Genomic DNA, 19,111 nt, shown 5'->3' with positions numbered 1-19,111 from the left:
TCCGCCGCTACGTCATCTGGCGAAACCGCCACGCCGACGACCGGCGCCTACGCGCCGTCGTCGACAGGGCAAACGTTGCCTGACGCGGCACTAGCCTCCGGCGGGCGGGCGGGTGCCGTGACGGTCGTCGCCGCGAACGAGCGCCCGCCGGACCTGGCTTGAGCGGCGGGCGCGGAGCGCACCGGTACGGACGGACACCCGTGCCACGGTCGGGGCGGGCTGGTGGCGGCGAACCCTGCCGGGGGCCTCCGCGGTGTGCGGTCCCGGTGGGGCCGCCGCGGACCGCCGGCCGGAGCGCGCACCCGGGGGCGGCCGCCGGCACGGCACGGCCCTGCGCCGACGCGGCCGTGAACTACGTGACCGGCGCGGAGGACGACGCCCTGAGAGTGGTCGGGACGATCACCCCGTCGGCTTCACGGGTCAGTTCAGGGGGCACGGGGCCGTCCGGGAGGTGTCCCGTGCGGCCGGGAGGATCACCTGTACGTTCCCCGTGATGTGCGCCGTGTTCTCCGTGGACGGCGGGGGCGGCAGGGGCCGCGGGTCCGCTGGGGTGGGCTCCTCCTCCAGTTCAAGACCCGTTCGGCCCCCTCGCACGAGGTGGCCGACGGGCCGCGCGACGGGGCGGAAAGCCCCAGCCCGGTGCGGTACGAGCGCCTGTCGGCGCCGACGGGAACCACGCCGTCGAGGGTGCCCGATCTCGCGTACGGCCTGACGATGGGCGGGATGCGCCCGGCAGGCCAGATCGGAGAGAAGCATGAGTGACCTCAAGTTCGAACAGAAGCGCTCGCTGTCACGCCAGGAGGCGGCTGACCAGCTGACGGCGCTGGCGTCCGCGTTGAGGGAGGGCGGGGACGTCGAGCTGGAATTCGGCACCGGGATGCTGAGCCTCCGGATCCCCGACGACCTTCGTGCCGAGATGGAGGTCGAACTCGAGGACGGGCAGATCGAGCTGGAGATCGAGTTCACGTGGCCGGCCGTACGGAACCGGACAGGGTCCTCGCGGGCCGCCGAGAGCACGAAGAAGGCCGCGGGCACGAAGGCGGCCACGGGCACGAAGAAGGCCGCGGGGCGCAAGAGCGCGCCCTCCGAGCCCGGCCGGAGGGCGACGGGCACCAACCGGAGCACGGGCGCGAAGCCGTCCCCCACGAAGACGCCCTGAGCCGGCCGCCGGCGGCCTTGCCGTCGGCGGCCAGCAGGACGCCGATTCCCGCGATCGCCACGACGAAGCCCGTCACGATGAGGGTGCGCTGCGCCCGCCGCTTCGCCAGGCGTTCGGCGAGCAGGCCGAGGCGAGCAGGCCGAGGGTGGCGGCCGTGAAGACCACGCCGGTCTGGAAAATGGGCGCGGCGTCTGCGCGCACGGCCACCTTCGGCGGCTCGCCGCAACTGACGCACCCACGTGGTGATCCAGCCAGACCGTCAGCGTACGCCCGGGCCTCCGCACCGGGCCGGACATCGACAGGGCGCCCCTGAGTGGCCCACCCCTCGGATTCGAAGGGTCCACGGGAGGGTCCGTGTCTTTCGATCCCAGGCGGGTGCGCTCCGCGGGATGCCGGATCGGCGGTGCCGAATCGTGGGGGGCGGGCGGGGCGGGGCGGACGGACGGCCGGTCACCTGCCGGGCGGGGCGGGGCCGGCCCGCCGCGTACGGGCGGGGCGTACGGGCGCGACTGCTGGGCGGGGCGTACGGGCGCGACTGCCGGCCCGCCGCGTACGGCGGGGGGGGCTAGCCCGCCGCGTACCGGGCGCGGAGGGCTTCCGTGGCGGCCGCCAGGGCCTCCGCGTTCGTCAGGCCCAGCCGGTGGACCCGGTCCGCGTACGCCTGCGCCGCCGCGGCGGCCTCCCGCGCCGGGCCCTCCCCCGGGGCCGCGACGAACGTGCCGTTGCGGCCCCGCGTCTCGACCACCCCGTCCGCCTCCAGCGCCCGGTACGCCTTCGCGACGGTGTTGGCGGCCAGCCCCAGCTCCTCCGCCAGCCCCCGCACGGTCGGCAGCTTGAAGCCCGCCGGCAGCCTCCCCGACCGGGCCCGGTCGGCGATCTGCGCGCGCAGCTGTTCGTACGGGGCGGCCGAGCCGGCCGAGCCGTCGATGGCGATCTTGAGGGTCGTCGAGGTCACGCGGCTGATTCTGTCCCATCGGCGGTAAATTGGGAGGCGTCGCGGACGAGCCCGCACGTAGCGTCGTCCGCATGACCGTTCTCCTGCGGGACCTCCGCCACGACGACCCCTCGGACGCGGACGCCGTCGCACGGGTCCGCCGGGCGGCCCTCCCCTTCCTGATCACCACCGCCGCGGGCGTCACCTTCGAGGCGGCCTCCGCCCACCCCGACCGGCAGTTGCGCGTGCTCGTCGCCGAGGACTCCGACGGCCGGGTCGTCGGCACCGCCCAGGTCGGCGTCGTCCACGACAGCCCGGAGCCCGGGCAGGCCTATGTCAACGCCCACGTCGACCCGGCCCACCACGGCCGCGGCGCCGGCGCCCTCCTGCTGCGCGGCGCCGAGGAGCACCTCGCCCGCCACGGCGCGGTGGACCTGTACGCCTGGGTGCTCGACGAGCCGTACAGCCGCGCCTTCGCCGAACGGCACGGCTACCAGCCCGGCCGTTCCGCGCACTTCCTGCGCCTGGACCTCGCGGCGGCCGTGCTGCCCGCGCTGCCGGAGCCGCTCCCGGAGGGGGTGGAACTGCTCCCCGGGTCGGCCTTCGCCGCCGATCCGCGTCCCCTCTTCCTCGCCGACTCCGAGGCGACGGCCGACGAGCCGGGCGACGTCTCCATCGCGCTCGACGACTACGAGGACTGGCTCGCACGCACCTGGAACAACCCGACCCTCGACAAGGAGCTGACCACCGTCGTCCTGGTCGGCGGGGAGGTGGCGGCCTTCACCGCCGCGCAGACCGACGGGGCCACCCGGTACGGCTCGGCGATGACCGGCACCCTGCGCGCGTTCCGCGGCCGGGGCCTGGCCAAGCTCGCCAAGACCGCCTCCCTGCACCGGGCCCGTGCGGCCGGGTACACCGAGGCGTTCACCGGCAACGACGCGGGGAACGAGCCGATGCTCGCCGTCAACGACTGGTTCGGTTACGAGATCTGCGCGACCGAGACCCGCTACACGAGGAAACTGGGGACAGAGTGAGCGAGCAGCGACTGACCGTCGTCCTGACCAAGGCCGGACGCGTCAAGATCCGCTACCCGGCGGCCCGGGTGGCCGACGACGGCGACCGGATCACCGTACGCGCCCCCTGGGCGGCCGGGGCCGCGCGGGACTTCGGCTTCGTGCGCTTCGAGCCGGGCGACGTGTTCGTGGAGCACTTCTGGCGGACCCGCTGGTACGCGGTCAAGGAGGTCCGGACCGGTGACGGGGTCCTCAAGGGCTGGTACTGCGACGTCACGCGCCCGGCCCTGGTGCGCGGCGAGGAGATCCTGGTGGACGACCTGGACCTGGACCTGTGGGTCTCGGCGGACGGGACGTCCGTACTGCGCCTGGACGAGGACGAGTTCGCAGCGAGCGGCCTCGCCGTGTCGGACCCGGAGGCGGCTGCCCAGGCCGTACGGGCGCTGGACGCGCTGGACGACCAGGCCCGCACCCCGGCGGGCCTGCCGGCGCTCCTGCGCTAGGCGGTCGACGGACGGTCCCGGGCGGTCCCCCGCGGGCGGGGAGACGCCGTCGCCCTCCCGTGGGGAGCCGGGAGGGCGACGGCCCGGGATGGTCCGGGGCCACACCCTACGCACGGGACAGGGGCGCCGATAGGCATATGACAACGGAAGTTCCGGATGCCCTGATGCCGCCGCTCTAGGCGTCCGCGTCGTAGACGCCGGCTTCCACTTCGAGGGCCAGTTCCTGCAGGACTCCGATGGCGGAGACGTCCGTCCGGCCGGCGTCGTGGGCGATGGCGAGGCTGGTGAAGGCCAGGCTGAACCCGGCGACCATGGTCTGCAGCGCGGGCCCGAGCGCCTCCGCGACGAGGCGGGCCACCTGCTGCGGGGAGGACTCCGCGGGCACGCTGATCGAGGGCAGCATCTCGTTCAGCAGCTTGGTGACGACTCTCGTCTCCAGTTCGGGGCCGTCGTCGTCCTCGCCGGCCTCCGCGGCCCGGCGGATCTCCTGGGCTTCCGTGAGGATGCCGATGACTCGCTTGAGAACCTCTGCGCGCTCCATCCCCGGAGCGTAGCCGCCCGCCCCCGGCACCGACCGACGCTTACCGGGGCGCGTCCCGTCGCGACCCGCCGGCCAAGGCCCCACCCGGCCGGCCAGGGCCGCACCCATACGTCCGGACCCGGACGGAAACCCTCGGCCGCGCTGGCGAACGGGCCGTGCGGGGGCGGTTCCTGAGGGGCTGCTTACCGGTGCCTTAAGTGGAGCCTAAGGATCGGCCTTCGGGGGCCTGGGCTCGGGAAACGGGGGGTTCGGCGGGCTAGCTTGGCTGAGCCAGGGAGGGCCGGAGGCGGCGCCGCATCCCCCGTCGGGGGCGGCGCCGCACTGCCCGACACCGCTGGCGCACCCCTGTCTTGCGCTCCGAAGGAGATCCACCCATGCCCGTACGCCGCACCGCCACCCGTATCGCCGCCGTAGGTCTCGCCCCGCTCGCGGTGGCCGCGTACGCCGTCGCTCCCGCGGCCGCCCACGGGTCGATGACGGACCCGGTGAGCCGGGTGGCGGCGTGCTACGCGGAGGGGCCGGAGTCGCCCAAGTCCGCCGCGTGCAAGGCGGCCGTGGCGGCGAGCGGGGCGCAGGCGTTCTACGACTGGAACGCGGTGAACATCGCCAACGCGGCCGGGCAGAGCAAGTCGCTGATCCCGGACGGGCAGCTGTGCTCGGCGGGCAACAGCAAGTACAAGGGGCTGGACCTGGCCCGCGCCGACTGGCCGTCGAGCCCGATGACGGCGGGCGCGCACACCTTCCGCTACAAGGGGACCGCCCCGCACAAGGGGTCCTTCGAGCTGTACGTGACGAAGGACGGGTACGACCCCGCCAAGCCGCTGAAGTGGTCCGACCTGGAGGCCGCGCCCTTCCTCAAGTCCACCGACCCGGGCATGCAGAACGGCGACTACGTCTTCTCCGGCACCGTGCCGAAGAAGACCGGCCGCCACCTGATCTACAGCATCTGGCAGCGCTCGGACAGCCCGGAGGCCTTCTACACCTGCTCCGACGTGGTCTTCGGCAAGGACAACGGCGGCAGCAGCGGCAGCGGGGGCGGCTCGGGCACCGGCGGTACGACGGGCGGAGTCAACGGCGGCGCCGGCGCCACGGCCGGCGGCACCGGCACCGGCACCGCGGGCGGCGGAAGCACCAAGCCGAGCACGAAGCCCACCGCGAAGCCGAGTTCCACACCCTCGGACCAGCCCGGCGGCGAGCCGTCGGACCAGCCCGGCACCGGCCCGGTGGCCCAGGTCCCGACGGACCAGCAGATCGCCGCCGGCGCGGACAAGTCCTCGGTGGAGCACAACGGCCACGGCGACAACGACCCGAAGACGAACGGCAAGGCCGCCTCCGCCCCGGTCCCGGCGGGGTCGTCGGACGGCCCGAACCTCGCGGAGACCGGCGGCAGCAGCGCCACCCCGGTCATCGCGATCGGCGGGGCCGCCGTCCTGGCCGTCGGCGCGGCCGTGCTGTTCGGTGTGGCCCGCCGCCGTACGACGGCGGGCCGCCACGGCCGCTAGCCAGTACGCCGGCTCCCCGGCCGCAGGTCTGCGGACGTGCGGCCGGGGCCGGGGCGCCGGACCGCCCGTGCGTCAGTCGAAGACCGACGCGCAGGTGGTCCGTTCGGCGTGGGCCGGGTCGAGGGCGTTCAGTGCCTCGTGCCAGGCGATCCGGTCGGTGAGCCCGATGGCGACGTGCTCCGAGAAGTCCACCGCGCACAGGTCCTGGAGCACGACGTTCCGTACGTTCGGGCCGTCCAGGAACTGGCTCCGGTACGGGGTGACCACCTGGTCGTACTTGGTCGCGATCACCGTGTACTTGACGCCGGGGACGGTGTCCCCGCCCGCGTTCAGCTTGTTCTGGAAGGCGGATCCGGCGATCTGGTCGGCGAGGCCCGGGGTCGCGGAGCTGATCAGGTCCTCGGCGCCGGGGAAGTACGGGAGCAGCTTGGTGAGGCCGAGCAGTGTGGTGCCGTGGTTGTCGGGTGCCAGTCCGATCAGGGCGTTGACCTTGTCGGCGCCGCCCAGGAACTTCAGGTAGTAGCGCGGCATCATGCCGCCCTGAGAGTGCCCGATGACGTCGGTCTTGGCGGAGCCGGTCGCGGCGAGGACCCGGTCGACGAAGACGTCGAGCTGGCCGGCCGACTTGTCGATGGGTCCGAGCCCGTTGAAGAAGGGCACGCCGGGCAGTTGCCCGTAGTCGAGCGAGTAGACGCAGTAGCCGCGGTGGACGAGGTAGGGGGCGAGGCCGAGCCAGTTGTCCACGGAGTTCCCGAAGGTGCCGTGGACGAGCACGACGGGGCGCGGGTGCGCGGCGGACGGCTTGCAGGACCAGTTGTTCCAGCCGCTGCTGGGTGCGGACGCGGCCTGCGCGGCGCCGGTGGGGGCGACGAGCGCTGCGGCGGCGAGGGTGAGGACGGCCAGCGGGCGGAGCAGGCGTCTCCAGGGCAGCATCGTGTGATCTCCTTGCGGTTGCGACTCAAGGGGATGGCGCGGGGGGATGGGGCGTGGGGGCTCGTCCCGTGATCCGGATCACAAGGGGTGCTGCTGCCGCCAAATTACGGGCGGGTAGCAAAACTGGGAAGTTACGCGTCGGTAAAAAATCGCCGTGTCGTCCCGCGGCCTGATAAGCGGGCCGGCAACCCGCCGAGCCGCCCGCCGCACCGCCCGCCATACCGCCCCGTCACGCCACCCGCCGCAGCGCCCGGCATACCGCCCCGTCACGCCGCCCGCCGCACCGCCCCGTTACGCCGCCCGCCCCGCGGCGAGCGTGCCGCGGGCGATGGCGTGCGGCCCGAAGCGGGCCCGCACCCGGTCCGTGACGGCCTCCAGGCGGCGGGCCTTCTCGTCCCCGGGGTCGAAACTGAGCTGCCGCGCGGCCCGTTCGGCCGGGGCCAGGTCCTCGGCCCGCAGGGACAGCGCGCGGACCCGGGCCCGCTGCAGGCCGAGGCCCGCGTACAGGGCGTAGGCCGTGGCGGTCAGGACGGCGGAGTGCGCGGTGGGTTCGGCCAGGGTGCGGGTGCGGGTGAGCGTGGTGCGGTCGGCGCAGCGGACGGTGAGCGAGAGCGTGCGGCAGACCTGTCCCTGCCCGGGTCCTTGTGTACGAAGCCGGGCACCGAGTTCCTCCGTCAGCGAGAGCAGCGCCCGCCGGTGCCGTACGGGGTCCAGCTCGTCCCGGTCGAAGGGCCGTTCGGCCGCGACGGCCCGGGCGGCCGAGCCCGGCCGGACGGCGGTGGGGTCGATCCCCAGGGCACGCTCGCGCACCTCGCGGCCGAGCCGGGCCCCGAGGATCCGCCGCAGCGCGGCGGGCGGGGCGGCGGCGACCCGCCCGACGGAGTCGAGACCGTAGGAGCACAGCGTCCGGGCGGCCTTGGCCCCTACCCCGTCGAGGTCGGTGACGGGGCGGCCGGCCAGGAACTGCGCCACGGCGGCGGGCTCGTCGGGGACGACCAGGGTCTCGCCGGGGCGGGCGTCGCGCGCGGCGGTCCGGGCCAGCATGGGGTTCCCGGCGATGCCCGCGGCGGCGTCCACCCCGTACAGGGCCAGGGCCCGGACCCGGACCACGGCGGCCAGCCGGACGGCGTCGCAGCCGAAGTAGCGCAGCGCGCCCCGGACATCGGCGAGGGCGGCGTCGGGCGGCAGTGCCTGCACGACCGGGGTGAGGCCGCCGAGCAGCGCCAGCACCCCGGCGTACGCCTCCGCCCCGAGCGGGCCCCCGTCGGCGGGGCGCAGCCGCAGGCACATCACGGCCCGCGGCGCGCCGGCGCGGGTCATCCCGCGCTCCCCGGGCTGGAGTGCCACAGCTTGCGGCCGGTCGCGGGGCCGGTGCCCGGGGGCTGGAGGTCGGCCCAGGGGTTCATCTCGTACCCCGTGGACATGCGGATCCGGCGGCCGGTCCCGGCCCCGGGCGCCTGCGGCTCGGATCCGTTTCCCGCCGCGCCGCCGTCGCCGCGGTCCCCGCCGCCATCGCCGCCGTCCCCGCCCGCGCCCCGACCGTCCCCGCCCGCGCCCCGACCGTCCCCGCCCGCGGCCAGGCGGGCCGCGACCGCGTCCAGGCCGCCCGACGCCCGCAGTTCCACCAGCTCCGCCAGGTCCCACGCCGCCGCCCCGACCACGCTCAGGCTCTGCGGGCCCCGCCGCTGCACGACACCCCGCACCAGCAGCAGGAAGGAGTGGAAGACGGTGTGCGCGCAGCGCTCGTGGCTGTCGTCGAAGAAGGCCAGGTCGACCAGGCCCGTCCCGTCGTCCAGCGTGGTGAAGATGACCCGCCTCCCCGACCGGATCGGCGGGGTCTGGGTGGCCGCCTTGGCCCCCGCGACCAGCACCGTCTGCCCGTGCGCGGTGTCCCGCAGCCGCCGGGCCGAGATCGCCCCCAGCTCGGCCAGGAAGGCGTGGTGGTCGCTCATCAGGTGCCGGGACGCGTCCATGCCGAGGACGCCCAGCTCGGCGCTGAGCCGTTCCGCGTCGGTCAGGTCGGGCAGTCCGACGGAGGCCGTGGACCGGCCTCCCTCCAGCGGGAGTTGGGCGCCCCCGCGGACTCCCGCCGCCCGCTGCGCACCGTGCAGCTCCGTCAAGTGCAAGAGCAGGTCCCGCCGGTTGACACTGAAGCCGTCCAACGCACCGACCTGGGCCAGCCGTTCGGCGACCGGGCGCCCCGGGTGCGCGCGGTCCCAGAAGTCGCGCAGGGAGGTGTAGGGCTGCCCGTCCTCGATCCGGCGCGCCTCGGCCTCGCTGATGCCGAGCACGTCGGACAGGCCGAGCCGCAGCCCCCACACCCCGCCCATTCCCACGCCCACGCCCACGCCGGCACCCTCACCCGCACCCGCACCCGCATCGGACACCAGTTCGATGCGGTGGGCGACCGCCGACCGGTTCACGTCCAGCGGCAGCACCGGCACGCCCCGGCGCCGGGCGTCCGCCAGCAGCAGCCGCTTCGGGTACATCCCCGGGTCGTGGGTGAGCAGTCCGGCGTAGAAGGCCGCGGGGTGGTGCGCCTTCAGCCACGCCGACTGGTAGGTCGGCACCGCGAAGGCCACCGCGTGCGCCTTGCAGAACCCGTACGATCCGAAGGCCGCGACGATCTCCCAGGTGCGGGCGATCACTTCCACCGGGTAGCCGCGCTCGGCCGCCCGCGCCGCGAACCAGACCTTGATCCGCCCCTGCGACTGCGGTTCGGACAGCCCGCGCCGCACCCGGTCCGCCTCGTCGCGCCCGCAGTCGGTCATGACGTGCACGATCTCGATGATCTGCTCGTGGAAGACGACCACCCCGTACGTCCCGCGCAGCGCGTCGGCCAGGTCGGGGTGCGGGAAGCGGACGGGCGCCCGGCCGTGCCGGGCCTCGATGAAGGGCCGCACCATGTCGGCGGCGACCGGTCCCGGCCGGAACAGCGAGATGTCGACCACCAGGTCGTGGAAGGTGGACGGCTGGAGCCGTCCCACCAGGTCGCGCTGGCCCGGGGACTCGATCTGGAAGCAGCCCAGCGTCTCGGCCGAGCGGATCAGCCGGTACGTCGCCTCGTCGCCCGGCGGCACCTGCGCCGGGTCGTCCAGGTCGAGCTCCTCCCCCGTGCCGCGCCGGATCTCCGCGACCGCGTGCGCCATCGCGGACTGCATCCGCACGCCCAGCACGTCCAGTTTGAGCAGGCCGAGGTCCTCGACGTCGTCCTTGTCGAACTGGGACATGGGGAAGCCCTCGCCGCTGGTGGGCACCACCGGCGTACGGGCGAGCAGCGAGGCGTCGGAGAGCAGCACCCCGCACGGGTGCATGGCGGTCCCGCGCGGCAGCGCGTCCAGCGATTCGACGAGCTCCCACAGCCGCCCGTACGACTCCCCGCGCACGTCGCGCAGTTCCGGCAGTTCCTCCAGCGCGGCGCGGGCGTCGCGGGCCCTGATGTGCGGGAAGGCCTTGGCGAGCCGGTCGACGGCGGCCGGGTCCATGGACAGGGCGGCGCCGACGTCCCGGATGGCGTGCCGGACCCGGTAGGTCTCGGGCATGGAGACGGTGGCGACCCGCTCGGCGCCGAACCGGTCGATGATCCGCCGGTAGACCTCCAGCCGGCGGGCGGACTCCACGTCGACGTCGATGTCGGGCAGGACGCGCCGGCGTTTGGACAGGAAGCGCTCCATGAGCAGGCCGTGCTCGACGGGGTCGGCGTGCGCGATGCCGATGAGGTGGTTGACGAGGGAGCCCGCGCCGGAGCCGCGGGCGGCCACCCGGATCCCCATGTCCCGTATGTCGTCTACGACTTGAGCGACCGTCAGGAAGTACGAGGCGTAGCCGTGGTAGGCGATGACGTCGAGCTCCTGGTGCATCCGCTCCCAGTACGCGCGGTCGCCCGCGTAGCCGCGCAGCACCATGCCCGCGGAGGCCCGGGAGGTGAGCACCCGCTGGGCGCTGCGGCGGGCGGCGCCGACGAGCCGGGCCTCGGGGAAGTGCACGGAGCCCATGCCGAGGTCGTCCTCGGGGTCGACCGCGCACGCCTCGGCCGTACGCCGGGTCTCCGCGAGGAGCCGGCGCGCGTCGGCGGGGCGCAGGCCGGCGGCCTCGGCGACCCGGTCGGCGGTCTCGGCCATGGCGGCGGGGTCCTTGAGCCAGCGTTCGCCGGTGTCGAGCGGCCCCCGGGGGTCGATGGGGACCAGCCGTCGGGCGGCGTCGAGGATGTCGGCGACGGGGCCCTGGCCGGGGTCGGCGTACCGGACGGCGTTGCTGAGGACGGCCGGGACGCCCTGCTCGGCGGCGAAGCCGACGGTACGGGCGGCCAGCCGGAGCGAGCCGGGGCCGGTGCCGGTGCGGCCGTGGTGGACGGCCTCCAGGCGCAGGGAGTCCCCGTACACCTCGCGCCAGGGCCCGAGGAGGCGCGCGGCGCGGTCGGGGCGCCCGGCGGCGAGCGCCCGCCCCACCTCGGAACAGGGCCCGAGCAGGACGTACACGCCGCCCCCGCCCAGGGCGCCCCAGGGCACGACCGGCTGCCCGGAACCCGCCCCGCCGGACCCGGCCGGCGCGTCGCCTCCGGCCGCGTGGGCGGCGGTCACCAGCCGGCACAGCTCGGCCCATCCGGCGGCCCCGTCGCGGGCCAGGAAGACCGCGCGGGGGGCGGACTCGTCGATGAAGGCGCCGCCCTTGACCGGGTTCCGCCGCCGGTACGAGACCTCGGCGGAGCCGGCTCCCGACCCGGAACCCGGTACGGCACCGAAGCCGGAACCCGGTACGGCACCGGAACCGGAGGAACCGGAGCCCGGGTGGGCCGCGGCCCACCCGGCCCCGCCGCCGTCCGTGAGCCCCCCGCGCACGAGCCCCGTACGCGGACCGGCGCCGCCCGCACCGGGCCGTCCCGGGCCGGTCGGGCCCCCCGGCCCGGCCGGCCCGGCGACTCCGCCCGACCTGCCCGACGGCGCCGGGGGCGCCACGGCCAGGTCCGCCCCGAACAGCGGCCGGATGCCCGCCTTCGCACACGCCTTGGCGAACCGCACCGTACCCGCGAGGGTGTCGCGGTCGGTCAGGGCGAGGGCGTCCATGCCCCGCTCCGCGGCCCGTTCCGCCAACCGGTCCGGGTGTGATCCCCCGTAACGCACGGAGAACCCCGAAACGGTGTGCAGATGCGTAAAACCAGGCACCCGCGGCCTCCTGCTTCGCTCGAAAGAAAACACCTCCCCCGCTCTCCACCATAGAGCAATTCGAATACACGTGCGAAATACATGTTCGGTCATCCATTCGGTCCTCCCCTGCTGCGCCCCGCACCCGCCGCGCCGAGCGTGGGGGGCATGAACCAGCCCACCGAGAGCACCGCAGCAGGCCCGTCCGGCGGCTTCCTCGCCGAGGTCAAGGACGCCGTGACCGCCCGCGCAGCCCTGCTGGTCCTGGGGGTGCTGGCCCTCCAGCTCGCCTTCATCACCTCGTACATCGGGGCCTTCCACCACCCGAAACCGAGCGACATCCCGATCGCGGTGGCCGCCCCCCTCGCTCCGGTCGCCGAGCAGTCCGCGCAGCAGCTCGGCGCCCTGCCCGGCGACCCGCTCGACCCCCGCACCGTCAAGGACGAGGCCGCGGCCCGCGTCCAGATCCAGAACCGGGACGTCGACGCCGCGCTGATCATCGACCCGTCGGGCACGATCGACCGGCTGCTGGTCGCCAGTGGCGCCGGCGCCTCCCTCTCCCAGGCCGTCGAGGAGGTCGTCAACCTGGCCGAGCAGAGCCAGGGCCGCACCGTCCGGATCGTCGACGTGGCCCCGGCCGCCGCCGGCGACGGACGCGGGCTGAGCGCCTTCTACCTGGTCGTCGGCTGGTGCGTCGGCGGCTACCTGTGCGCCGCGATCCTCGCGATCAGCGCCGGCGCCCGCCCCGCGAACTCCGCCCGCGCCGTCATCCGGCTCGGCGCGCTGCTCGTGTACGCGATCGTCGCCGGGCTGCTCGGCGCGGTCATCGCCGGCCCGGTCCTGGGCGCCCTGCCCTCCATCACGGCGCTGTGGGGGCTGGGCACCCTGGTCGTCTTCGCGGTCGGCGCGATCACCCTGGCCCTCCAGGGGCTGGCGGGCGTGGTCGGCATCGGCCTCGCGATCCTGCTGGTCGTGGTGTTCGGCAACCCGAGCGCGGGCGGCGCCTACCCGTACCCGCTGCTGCCGCCGTTCTGGAGTGCCATCGGCCCGGCCCTGCCGCCGGGCGCCGGCACGTACGCCGCGCGCTCCATCGCGTACTTCAGCGGCAACGGCGCGGGCGGGCCGATGCTGGTGCTGGCCGGCTGGGCGGTCCTCGGCTGCGCGGTCACGCTCGCCTGCGCGGTCTTCCGCAAGGGCAGGCCGGGTCCGGCGGTCGGCAGCGGGCTCCCCGACGACGCGCCGTCCGTACCCCGCTTCGCCGGTGAGGGAACAGCCCCCCGGTGAACAACCCGCTCGTCCGCGACCGACAGCGGCCGGCCGAACAGGCCGTCTCGGGCTGTTCACGCTGCCGTGTGGGTGTTCGTGGTGTTCGTGCTGTGGATCGGCAGCTGGCGGATCCACCTGGTGCTGCCGATGGGCCGTTTCCTCGCGCCCGGCGAGCACCCCGAGGCATGATCGGCCCGTGATCACCACGCTCGCCGTCGAGAACTACCGCTCCCTGCGGAAACTGGTCGTCCCGCTGGGCCGGCTCACCGTCGTCACCGGGGCCAACGGCACCGGCAAGTCCAGCCTGTACCGCTCGCTGCGCCTGCTCGCCGACTCCGCCCGCGGCGGCGCCGTCGCCGCGCTGGCCAGGGAGGGCGGGCTGCCGTCCACCCTGTGGGCGGGGCCGGAGAAGCTCGGGCGGGCGGTGCGCGAGGGGCAGCACCCGCTCCAGGGCACGGTCCGGACCGAGCCGGTCAGCCTGCGCCTGGGCTTCGCGGGCGACGAGTTCGGGTACGCCGTCGACTTCGGGCACCCGGCCCCGGTCCCGGACTCCCTCTTCTCCCTGGACCCCGAGATCAAGCGCGAGTGCACCTGGGCGGGGCCCGTGCTGCGCCCGGCCGCACTGCTGTCGGACCGGGCGGGCCCCGCCGTACGGACGCGCACGGCCGACGGCGGCTGGCACCGGACGCAGAACGCCCTGCGCCCGTACGACTCCGTGCTCAGCGAGCTCGCCGACCCCCAACTGGCCCCCGACCTCCTCGCCCTGCGCGAGCTGATGCGGTCCTGGCGGTTCTACGACCACGTCCGCACCGACGCCGGGGCGCCCGCCCGGACCCCGCGGATCGGTACCCGTACGCCGGTGCTCGGTGCCGACGGCTCGGACCTGCCCGCCGCGCTCCAGACGATCCGGGAGATCGGGGACCACGCCGCGCTGGACGAGGCCGTCGAAGCGGCCTTTCCGGGCAGCCGGGTCTCCGTCACCGAACGGGACGGCCGCTTCGCGCTGGAACTCCACCAGCACGGCCTGCTGCGCCCGCTGGGCGCCGCCGAGCTCTCCGACGGCACGCTGCGCTACCTGCTCTGGACCGCGGCCCTGCTGACCCCGCGGCCGCCGGCCCTGATGGTGCTGAACGAGCCGGAGACCAGCCTCCACCCGGACCTGCTGGAACCGCTCGCGGACCTGATCCTCACGGCCTCGCGGGACACCCAGACGGTGGTGGTCACGCATGCCGCCCCGCTGGCCGGTGCTTTGGCGGCCGGAACCCGCCGGCACCGGGTGGACCTGCGGACGATCACCCTGGTCAAGGAGTTCGGCCGCACCGAGGTCGCGGGCCGCGAGGGCCCGCTGGACGAACCGCTCTGGTACTGGCCCCAGCGCTGACCCCACCGGGAAACGCCCGGGGCAGGGGCCGAACCCGGGGCCACGGCCTCGCCCGGGAGGCGCACGTCCGGCCCCGGGGCCGGAGCCCCGCGTGCCCGCGCCCGAGCCCCGCGTGCCCCCGCCCCGCCTGCCCGGGCCGCCGGACGTCAGCCGGCCCGGTGGGCGACCTCGCCCGCCACCACGACCACCTCCGCCACCGTGCCCGGGATCCACTCCGGGGCGACGGCGAGGATGTCCCGCGACAGCACCACGAAGTCGGCCGCCTTGCCCACGGTCAGCGAACCCCGTTCCGCCTCCAGGAAGTTGGCGAACGCGGAACCCATCGTGTAGCCGTACACCGCCTGCGCCACGTCCACCGTCTCGGCCGGCTGCCACGGGTCGCCGCCGCCCAGCGGGCGGCGCGTCACCGCCGTGTAGATGCCGACCATCGGGTCCATCTCGGCGACGTTCCAGTCGCTGGAGAAGGCCAGCACCGCGCCCGCCTCCCGCAGGCTCCGCATCGGCCACGCCTTGTGCCAGCGGTCCTCGCCGACGTTCTCCGCCCAGTCCTGGCCGGGCCCGGCGATCTCCGGTGCGCAGTGCCGCGGCTGCATGCACGCGACCACGCCCAGCTCCGCGAAGCGCGGCACGTCCGCCGGGTCCAGGCACTCCACGTGCACGACCTGGTGGCGGGCGTCGCGCGGGCCGTTCACCGTACGGGCGTGCTCGACCGCGTCCAGCACGGTACGGATGCCGCGGTCGCCGGTGGCGTGCACGAAGCACTGGAAGCCCCGCGCGTCCAGCCCGGCCAGCAGCTCCGCGAACTCCTCCGCCGGGTAGAAGGTCTCGCCCCGGTGCGCGCCGCAGCCGGTGTACGGCTCCAGCAGCGCGGCCGTGCGCGGTTCCACCACGTCGTCGATGTACAGCTTGAGCGGGCCCACCCGCAGCCGGTCCCCCGCGTACATCCGGGCGGCCGCCGCGAAGCCGTCGAGCTCCTCCTCGGTGGTGCCGCGCGGGTGGAACAGCGCGGCGACGATCCGCGAGCGCATCCGCCCCTCCGCCCGGGCCCGCTCGTAGAGCTCCAGGTCGTCGAGGGAGTTCTGCGGTTCCACCACGGTGGTGATGCCGAAGCCGATGGCGTCGTCGAGGCTCTTCACGAGCCGCCCGTACTGCCGCTCCGGCGAGGCCCACGGCACGCCGAGGGCGCGCAACTCCCGGTGGCCGTCGCGGGAGAGCCCCTTGACGGCGAAGTCCGTGACGAATCCGGTGGGCTCGCCGGTCTCCGGGTCGGTCGCGGCCGTGCCGAACGGCAGGTCGGTGCGGTCTCGGGTCACGCCCAGGCGCCGCATGGCCGCGGTGTTCAGCCAGGCCGTGTGCACGTCGTACGAGAGCACGATCGCGGGGGTGTCCCCGGTGACCGGGTCCAGGTCGGCCGCGCACGGCATCCGCCCGCCCGGAACGGCCGAGTAGTCGAAGGCCTCCGCCTCGATCCACTCCGTGTCCGGGTTCGCCTCCCGCCACGTGCCGATCCGGTCGAGGATCGCCTCCAGGGTCCGGACCCCTGCCAGCTGCACGCAGGCGTCGTCGGAACCGAGCCGGACGTGGTTGTGCGCGTCGATGAAGCCGGGCAGCACCAGCTTCCCGCCCGCGTCGAGCACCTCGGTGCCGGGCCCGTACCACTGCCCGGCGTCGGCGTCGGCGCCGACCCAGACGATCCGGCCGTCGTGCACGGCGAGGGCCTCTGCCTCGGGCAGGGCGGGGTCCACGGTGTGGATGCGGGCTCCGATGAGCAGCAGGTCTGCGGGGAAGGGGCGCGATGACATGGGGTGGTGCTCCTGTGCGGCGTGGACGGGTGCGGGGGGACGGGGAGGCCGGGGGCGGACGGGGAGACCGGGGGGCCGGGGCGGGTGCGGGAGGGGTCAGGCGGCCGGCGCGTGCACGGGTGTCCGGCGTACGAGGGCCGCGTACGTGAGCCCGGACACCAGCGCGCCGAGCAGGGTGAGGTCGGCGCCGCCGAGCGGGGCCACCAGCGGGCCGGTCCACAGCTCGGAGTCGCAGGTCAGGGCCGCGAAGGCCATGCCGGCGAGCAGGGCGGCCAGACCGGCCGGGTGGTAGCCGGCGCGGTACCAGTAGGCGCCCGCGCGCCCGGCGTGCAGCGCGTCGGAGTCGTAGCGGCAGCGGCGCAGCAGCATGTCGGCGAGGAAGACCCCGCCCCAGGGCGCGAAGACGATGATCAGCAGGGAGAGGAAGGAGAGCAGGGAGGTGGTGAAGTCGGTGAGGAACAGTGCGCCGAGCGAACCGGCGGCGGTGACGGCGGCGCTGATCAGGATGGCACGGGCCCGGCTCCAGGGAATGCCGAGGACCTGGAGGTTCAGGCTGGAGGAGTAGAGCGTGATGATCGAGTTGGTGACGGAGCCGCCGAGGACCAGGGCGAGGAACAGGGACTGGAACCAGCCCGGCAGCAGGCTCTCGGCCCCCGCGACCGCGTCGGTCATGTCGGTCTGGGTGGCGGCGGCCACTCCCGCGACGCCGAGGGCCACGGAGGAGACGAAGCCGCCCAGGGCCCCCGTCCAGGTGATCGACTTCAGCGTGGTGGTGCGGGGCAGGTAGCGGGTGTAGTCGGCGGGCATCGGCAGGTACGAGAACGGCCCGGCCAGCATGACCACGAAGGCCAGGCTCCAGCCGGACAGCCCGGGGGCGGCGGCGGGTGCGGAGGTGTCGGCGCCCGGCAGGACGAAGACGAGGAGCACGCCGAAGCCGGCGGCGAGGACGTAGGCCATCCAGCGCTCGGCGAACTGCACGGTGGCGTGGCCCCACATCGCCACGGCGAAGGTCAGCGCGAGGGTGAGGGCGAGCGCGAGGGCGCGGACGCCGTTCCCGGTGCCGAGGCCCGTCTCGGCGAAGAAGACCTCCAGGGCCAGCGTTCCGACCACGGTGTTGACGATGGTGTACCCGATGCTCACCACCCAGTTCAGGACGCCGGCGGGGAAGTTCCCGCGGACCCCGAAGGCCGCGCGGGAGATGACCAGGGTGGCGGTGCCGGTGCGGATGCCGCTGAGGCCGGCGGCGCTGACGGCGAAGAAGGACAGTCCGCTGATCACGACCACCGCGGTGGCCTGCCAGAAGGAGAGGCCGAAGGCCACGGCGAGGGCCCCGTTGATCACGTAGGTGAAGGTGAGGTTCGAGCCGAACCAGAGCCAGAAGAGGTCCTTGGCGCTGCCGTGGCGCTCGGCGTCGGGGATGGGGTCGATGCCGTGGGTCTCGACCCGGAAGACCTCGTCGACGTCGGGCGTCGTCTCCTGCTGTGTCATGCGCCGTACCCCTGATCTTCGACCCGCGGGAGCCCGCGGGGGCCCTGCGGGACCGCTCCGGACCGCACTGGACATTGAACGACGTTCTAGGTTCTTGAATGACATTCAAGATGCGGGGCGGACCGGGGCCGCGTCAAGACCTTGTCCGGGATAAGGTCGGGACCCGAAGATCAGGAGGGCGGACCGGTGGCGGGAGCGGCACGGCGGCGCGACGGGCAGATCGCCCAGGAGCGGATGCTGGAAGAGGCCATGGCGGCGATCGCCGAGGACGGGCTGGCGGCGCTCACCATGTCCGCGCTCGCCGAGCGGCTCGGCACCAGCGGCGGCCACATCCTGTACTACTTCGGCAGCAAGGACCGCCTGCTGCTGGAGGCGCTGCGCTGGAGCGAGGCCCAACTCACCACGGAGCGAGCCGGGTTGCTGAGCCGACGGGTCACCGCGCACCGCAAGCTCGCCCTCTTCGCCGAGCTGTACCTGCCGCGCGGCCCGCGGGACCCGCGCTGGACGCTGTGGATCGAGCTGTGGGCCCGTACGGCCTCCAACGAGCCGCTGCGCGCCGCCCAGCAGGAGATCGACGACGGCTGGCAGCGCGACCTGGAGGCCCTCCTCGCCAAGGGCGTCGGCCAGGGCCGCTTCGCCCCGGTGGACGTGCCCGGCCGGGCCTCGGAGCTGCTGGCCCTGCTGGACGGGCTCAGCACCCGCGTGGTCCTGGGCCAGCCCGGCGCGGACCGTTCCGCCGCCCTGGAACGGGCCCGCTCGGCCACGGCAGCCCTGATCCCGCACCTCTAGCCTCGCCGTTTCGGTTGGGGTTGCTGGGCGGTTGAGTGTGGCTGTTCGAGGCGGTGTCGGTCGGTGGGCATGGCGAGTGCCCGGCGCGGTGGTCGGGTTCTCCGGGGTCCTTCGGGTGTGGGCGGGCAGGATGGGTAGCTGTCAGTTGGCCGGGCGGGGCAGTGCGGCGAGGCGGTGAAAGGCCGTGGCCAGCTCGTTGCTCCAGGGCCAGGTCGCTGAGATCCGCAAGCGCAAACTGCGGCCGCCGCGAGTGAGGCGGGCGGCGACGTGCAGGTGCCGGTAGCGGAGCTTCTTGGGTTCGGCGGTGGCCAGCTCGCCGTCCAACAGCAGGACGCGGGTCCAGGCGAGCAGGTCGATCGCGGTCAGGGAAAGTTCCAGCCAGGCCGCGTTGGCTTCGAAGCGGCGGGAGGGGAAGCGGCCGAAGCCGGTGGTCTTGCCGCACCGGATGTGGTCCTCGACGGTGGCGTGTCCGCGGTGGCGGACCTCCAGAAACTGGGCGGAGCCGCCGCCCGCGAACGGGGTGTCGGTGAGGAACACCTGATGCCGCAGGCCCTCGTCCTGGTCGAACAACGACAGTTGGGCGCCGGGGTGCGGACGCTCGCGTCGCACGATGATGCGGGTGCCGGCCGGGTAGCCGTTCAGGTCGACCATGCCGGTCA

The 19,111-nt window shown here is 74.6% G+C and carries 15 protein-coding genes; 7 read left to right on the top strand and 8 right to left on the bottom strand.

The features are described from left to right. The first annotated feature begins 754 nt into the window (after positions 1-754). Positions 755-1,159 carry an amphi-Trp domain-containing protein gene (locus ACFWTC_RS36185; protein WP_383929256.1) on the top strand — a complete coding sequence of 135 codons (405 nt, stop codon included), beginning with the start codon at positions 755-757 and terminating at the stop codon, positions 1,157-1,159. A gap of 565 nt (positions 1,160-1,724) precedes the next feature. On the opposite strand, the gene ACFWTC_RS36180 is transcribed toward ACFWTC_RS36185, so the two are convergent. After that, the gene (locus ACFWTC_RS36180; protein WP_383929253.1) at positions 1,725-2,114 is read right to left on the bottom strand and encodes a GntR family transcriptional regulator; all 390 of its coding nucleotides are present in this window, start codon (positions 2,112-2,114) and stop codon (positions 1,725-1,727) included. Positions 2,115-2,185: 71 nt separating this feature from the next. Here ACFWTC_RS36180 and ACFWTC_RS36175 point away from each other — a divergent pair, with 71 nt between their 5' ends. Further along, positions 2,186-3,127, top strand: a complete 942-nt coding sequence (locus ACFWTC_RS36175) for a GNAT family N-acetyltransferase (RefSeq protein WP_384030151.1) — start codon at positions 2,186-2,188, stop codon at positions 3,125-3,127. Next, on the top strand, positions 3,124-3,609 hold the full coding sequence (locus ACFWTC_RS36170; RefSeq protein ID WP_384030149.1) for a DUF402 domain-containing protein: 486 nt from the start codon (positions 3,124-3,126) through the stop codon (positions 3,607-3,609). The genes ACFWTC_RS36175 and ACFWTC_RS36170 overlap by 4 nt, the downstream gene beginning before the upstream one ends. A 175-nt stretch (positions 3,610-3,784) precedes the next feature. Here the strand turns inward: ACFWTC_RS36170 and ACFWTC_RS36165 are convergent, their stop codons facing one another. Continuing rightward, positions 3,785-4,150 (bottom strand): hypothetical protein, encoded by a 366-nt coding sequence (locus ACFWTC_RS36165; protein WP_383929245.1) that lies wholly within the window; start codon positions 4,148-4,150, stop codon positions 3,785-3,787. A 374-nt stretch (positions 4,151-4,524) separates the two neighbouring features. On the opposite strand from ACFWTC_RS36165, the gene ACFWTC_RS36160 reads away from it, so the two are divergent. Next, positions 4,525-5,652, top strand: a complete 1,128-nt coding sequence (locus ACFWTC_RS36160; protein WP_383929242.1) for a lytic polysaccharide monooxygenase — start codon at positions 4,525-4,527, stop codon at positions 5,650-5,652. Between the two features lie 72 nt (positions 5,653-5,724). Here ACFWTC_RS36160 and ACFWTC_RS36155 read toward each other — a convergent pair whose 3' ends face one another. From ACFWTC_RS36155 to ACFWTC_RS36145, 3 genes are all read right to left on the bottom strand, one after another. After that, on the bottom strand, positions 5,725-6,585 hold the full coding sequence (locus tag ACFWTC_RS36155; protein WP_267722540.1) for a triacylglycerol lipase: 861 nt from the start codon (positions 6,583-6,585) through the stop codon (positions 5,725-5,727). A 291-nt stretch (positions 6,586-6,876) separates the two neighbouring features. Continuing rightward, complete coding sequence (locus ACFWTC_RS36150; protein ID WP_383933240.1) at positions 6,877-7,905, bottom strand: hypothetical protein; 1,029 nt, start codon at positions 7,903-7,905, stop codon at positions 6,877-6,879. After that, positions 7,902-11,747, bottom strand: coding sequence for a DNA polymerase III subunit alpha (locus ACFWTC_RS36145; RefSeq protein WP_384030147.1), 3,846 nt, complete (start codon positions 11,745-11,747; stop codon positions 7,902-7,904). Before ACFWTC_RS36145 ends, ACFWTC_RS36150 begins: the two co-directional genes overlap by 4 nt. 147 nt (positions 11,748-11,894) lie before the next feature. Between ACFWTC_RS36145 and ACFWTC_RS36140 the strand changes: the two genes are divergently transcribed. Then, complete coding sequence (locus ACFWTC_RS36140) at positions 11,895-13,010, top strand: DUF3533 domain-containing protein (protein WP_384030145.1); 1,116 nt, start codon at positions 11,895-11,897, stop codon at positions 13,008-13,010. 178 nt (positions 13,011-13,188) lie between these two features. Continuing rightward, complete coding sequence (locus tag ACFWTC_RS36135) at positions 13,189-14,373, top strand: AAA family ATPase (protein WP_383933146.1); 1,185 nt, start codon at positions 13,189-13,191, stop codon at positions 14,371-14,373. Between the two features lie 146 nt (positions 14,374-14,519). Here the strand turns inward: ACFWTC_RS36135 and ACFWTC_RS36130 are convergent, their stop codons facing one another. Continuing rightward, the gene (locus ACFWTC_RS36130; RefSeq protein ID WP_384030143.1) at positions 14,520-16,175 is read right to left on the bottom strand and encodes an amidohydrolase; all 1,656 of its coding nucleotides are present in this window, start codon (positions 16,173-16,175) and stop codon (positions 14,520-14,522) included. A 96-nt stretch (positions 16,176-16,271) separates the two neighbouring features. Then, complete coding sequence (locus tag ACFWTC_RS36125) at positions 16,272-17,663, bottom strand: purine-cytosine permease family protein (RefSeq protein ID WP_384075020.1); 1,392 nt, start codon at positions 17,661-17,663, stop codon at positions 16,272-16,274. 186 nt (positions 17,664-17,849) lie between these two features. Between ACFWTC_RS36125 and ACFWTC_RS36120 the strand changes: the two genes are divergently transcribed. Further along, positions 17,850-18,452: a TetR/AcrR family transcriptional regulator gene (locus ACFWTC_RS36120; protein ID WP_383933140.1), complete on the top strand. Its 603-nt coding sequence runs from the start codon at positions 17,850-17,852 to the stop codon at positions 18,450-18,452. A gap of 141 nt (positions 18,453-18,593) precedes the next feature. Here the strand turns inward: ACFWTC_RS36120 and ACFWTC_RS36115 are convergent. Continuing rightward, a partial coding sequence (locus ACFWTC_RS36115; protein WP_384075018.1) for a transposase occupies positions 18,594-19,111 on the bottom strand: 518 nt, incomplete at its 5' end.

It is taken from the genome of Streptomyces sp. NPDC058619 (assembly GCF_042717785.1).
Lineage (GTDB): Bacteria > Actinomycetota > Actinomycetes > Streptomycetales > Streptomycetaceae > Streptomyces.
Note: the sequence above shows the minus strand (reverse complement) of the source record. Positions and strands in the feature narration are given on the sequence as shown.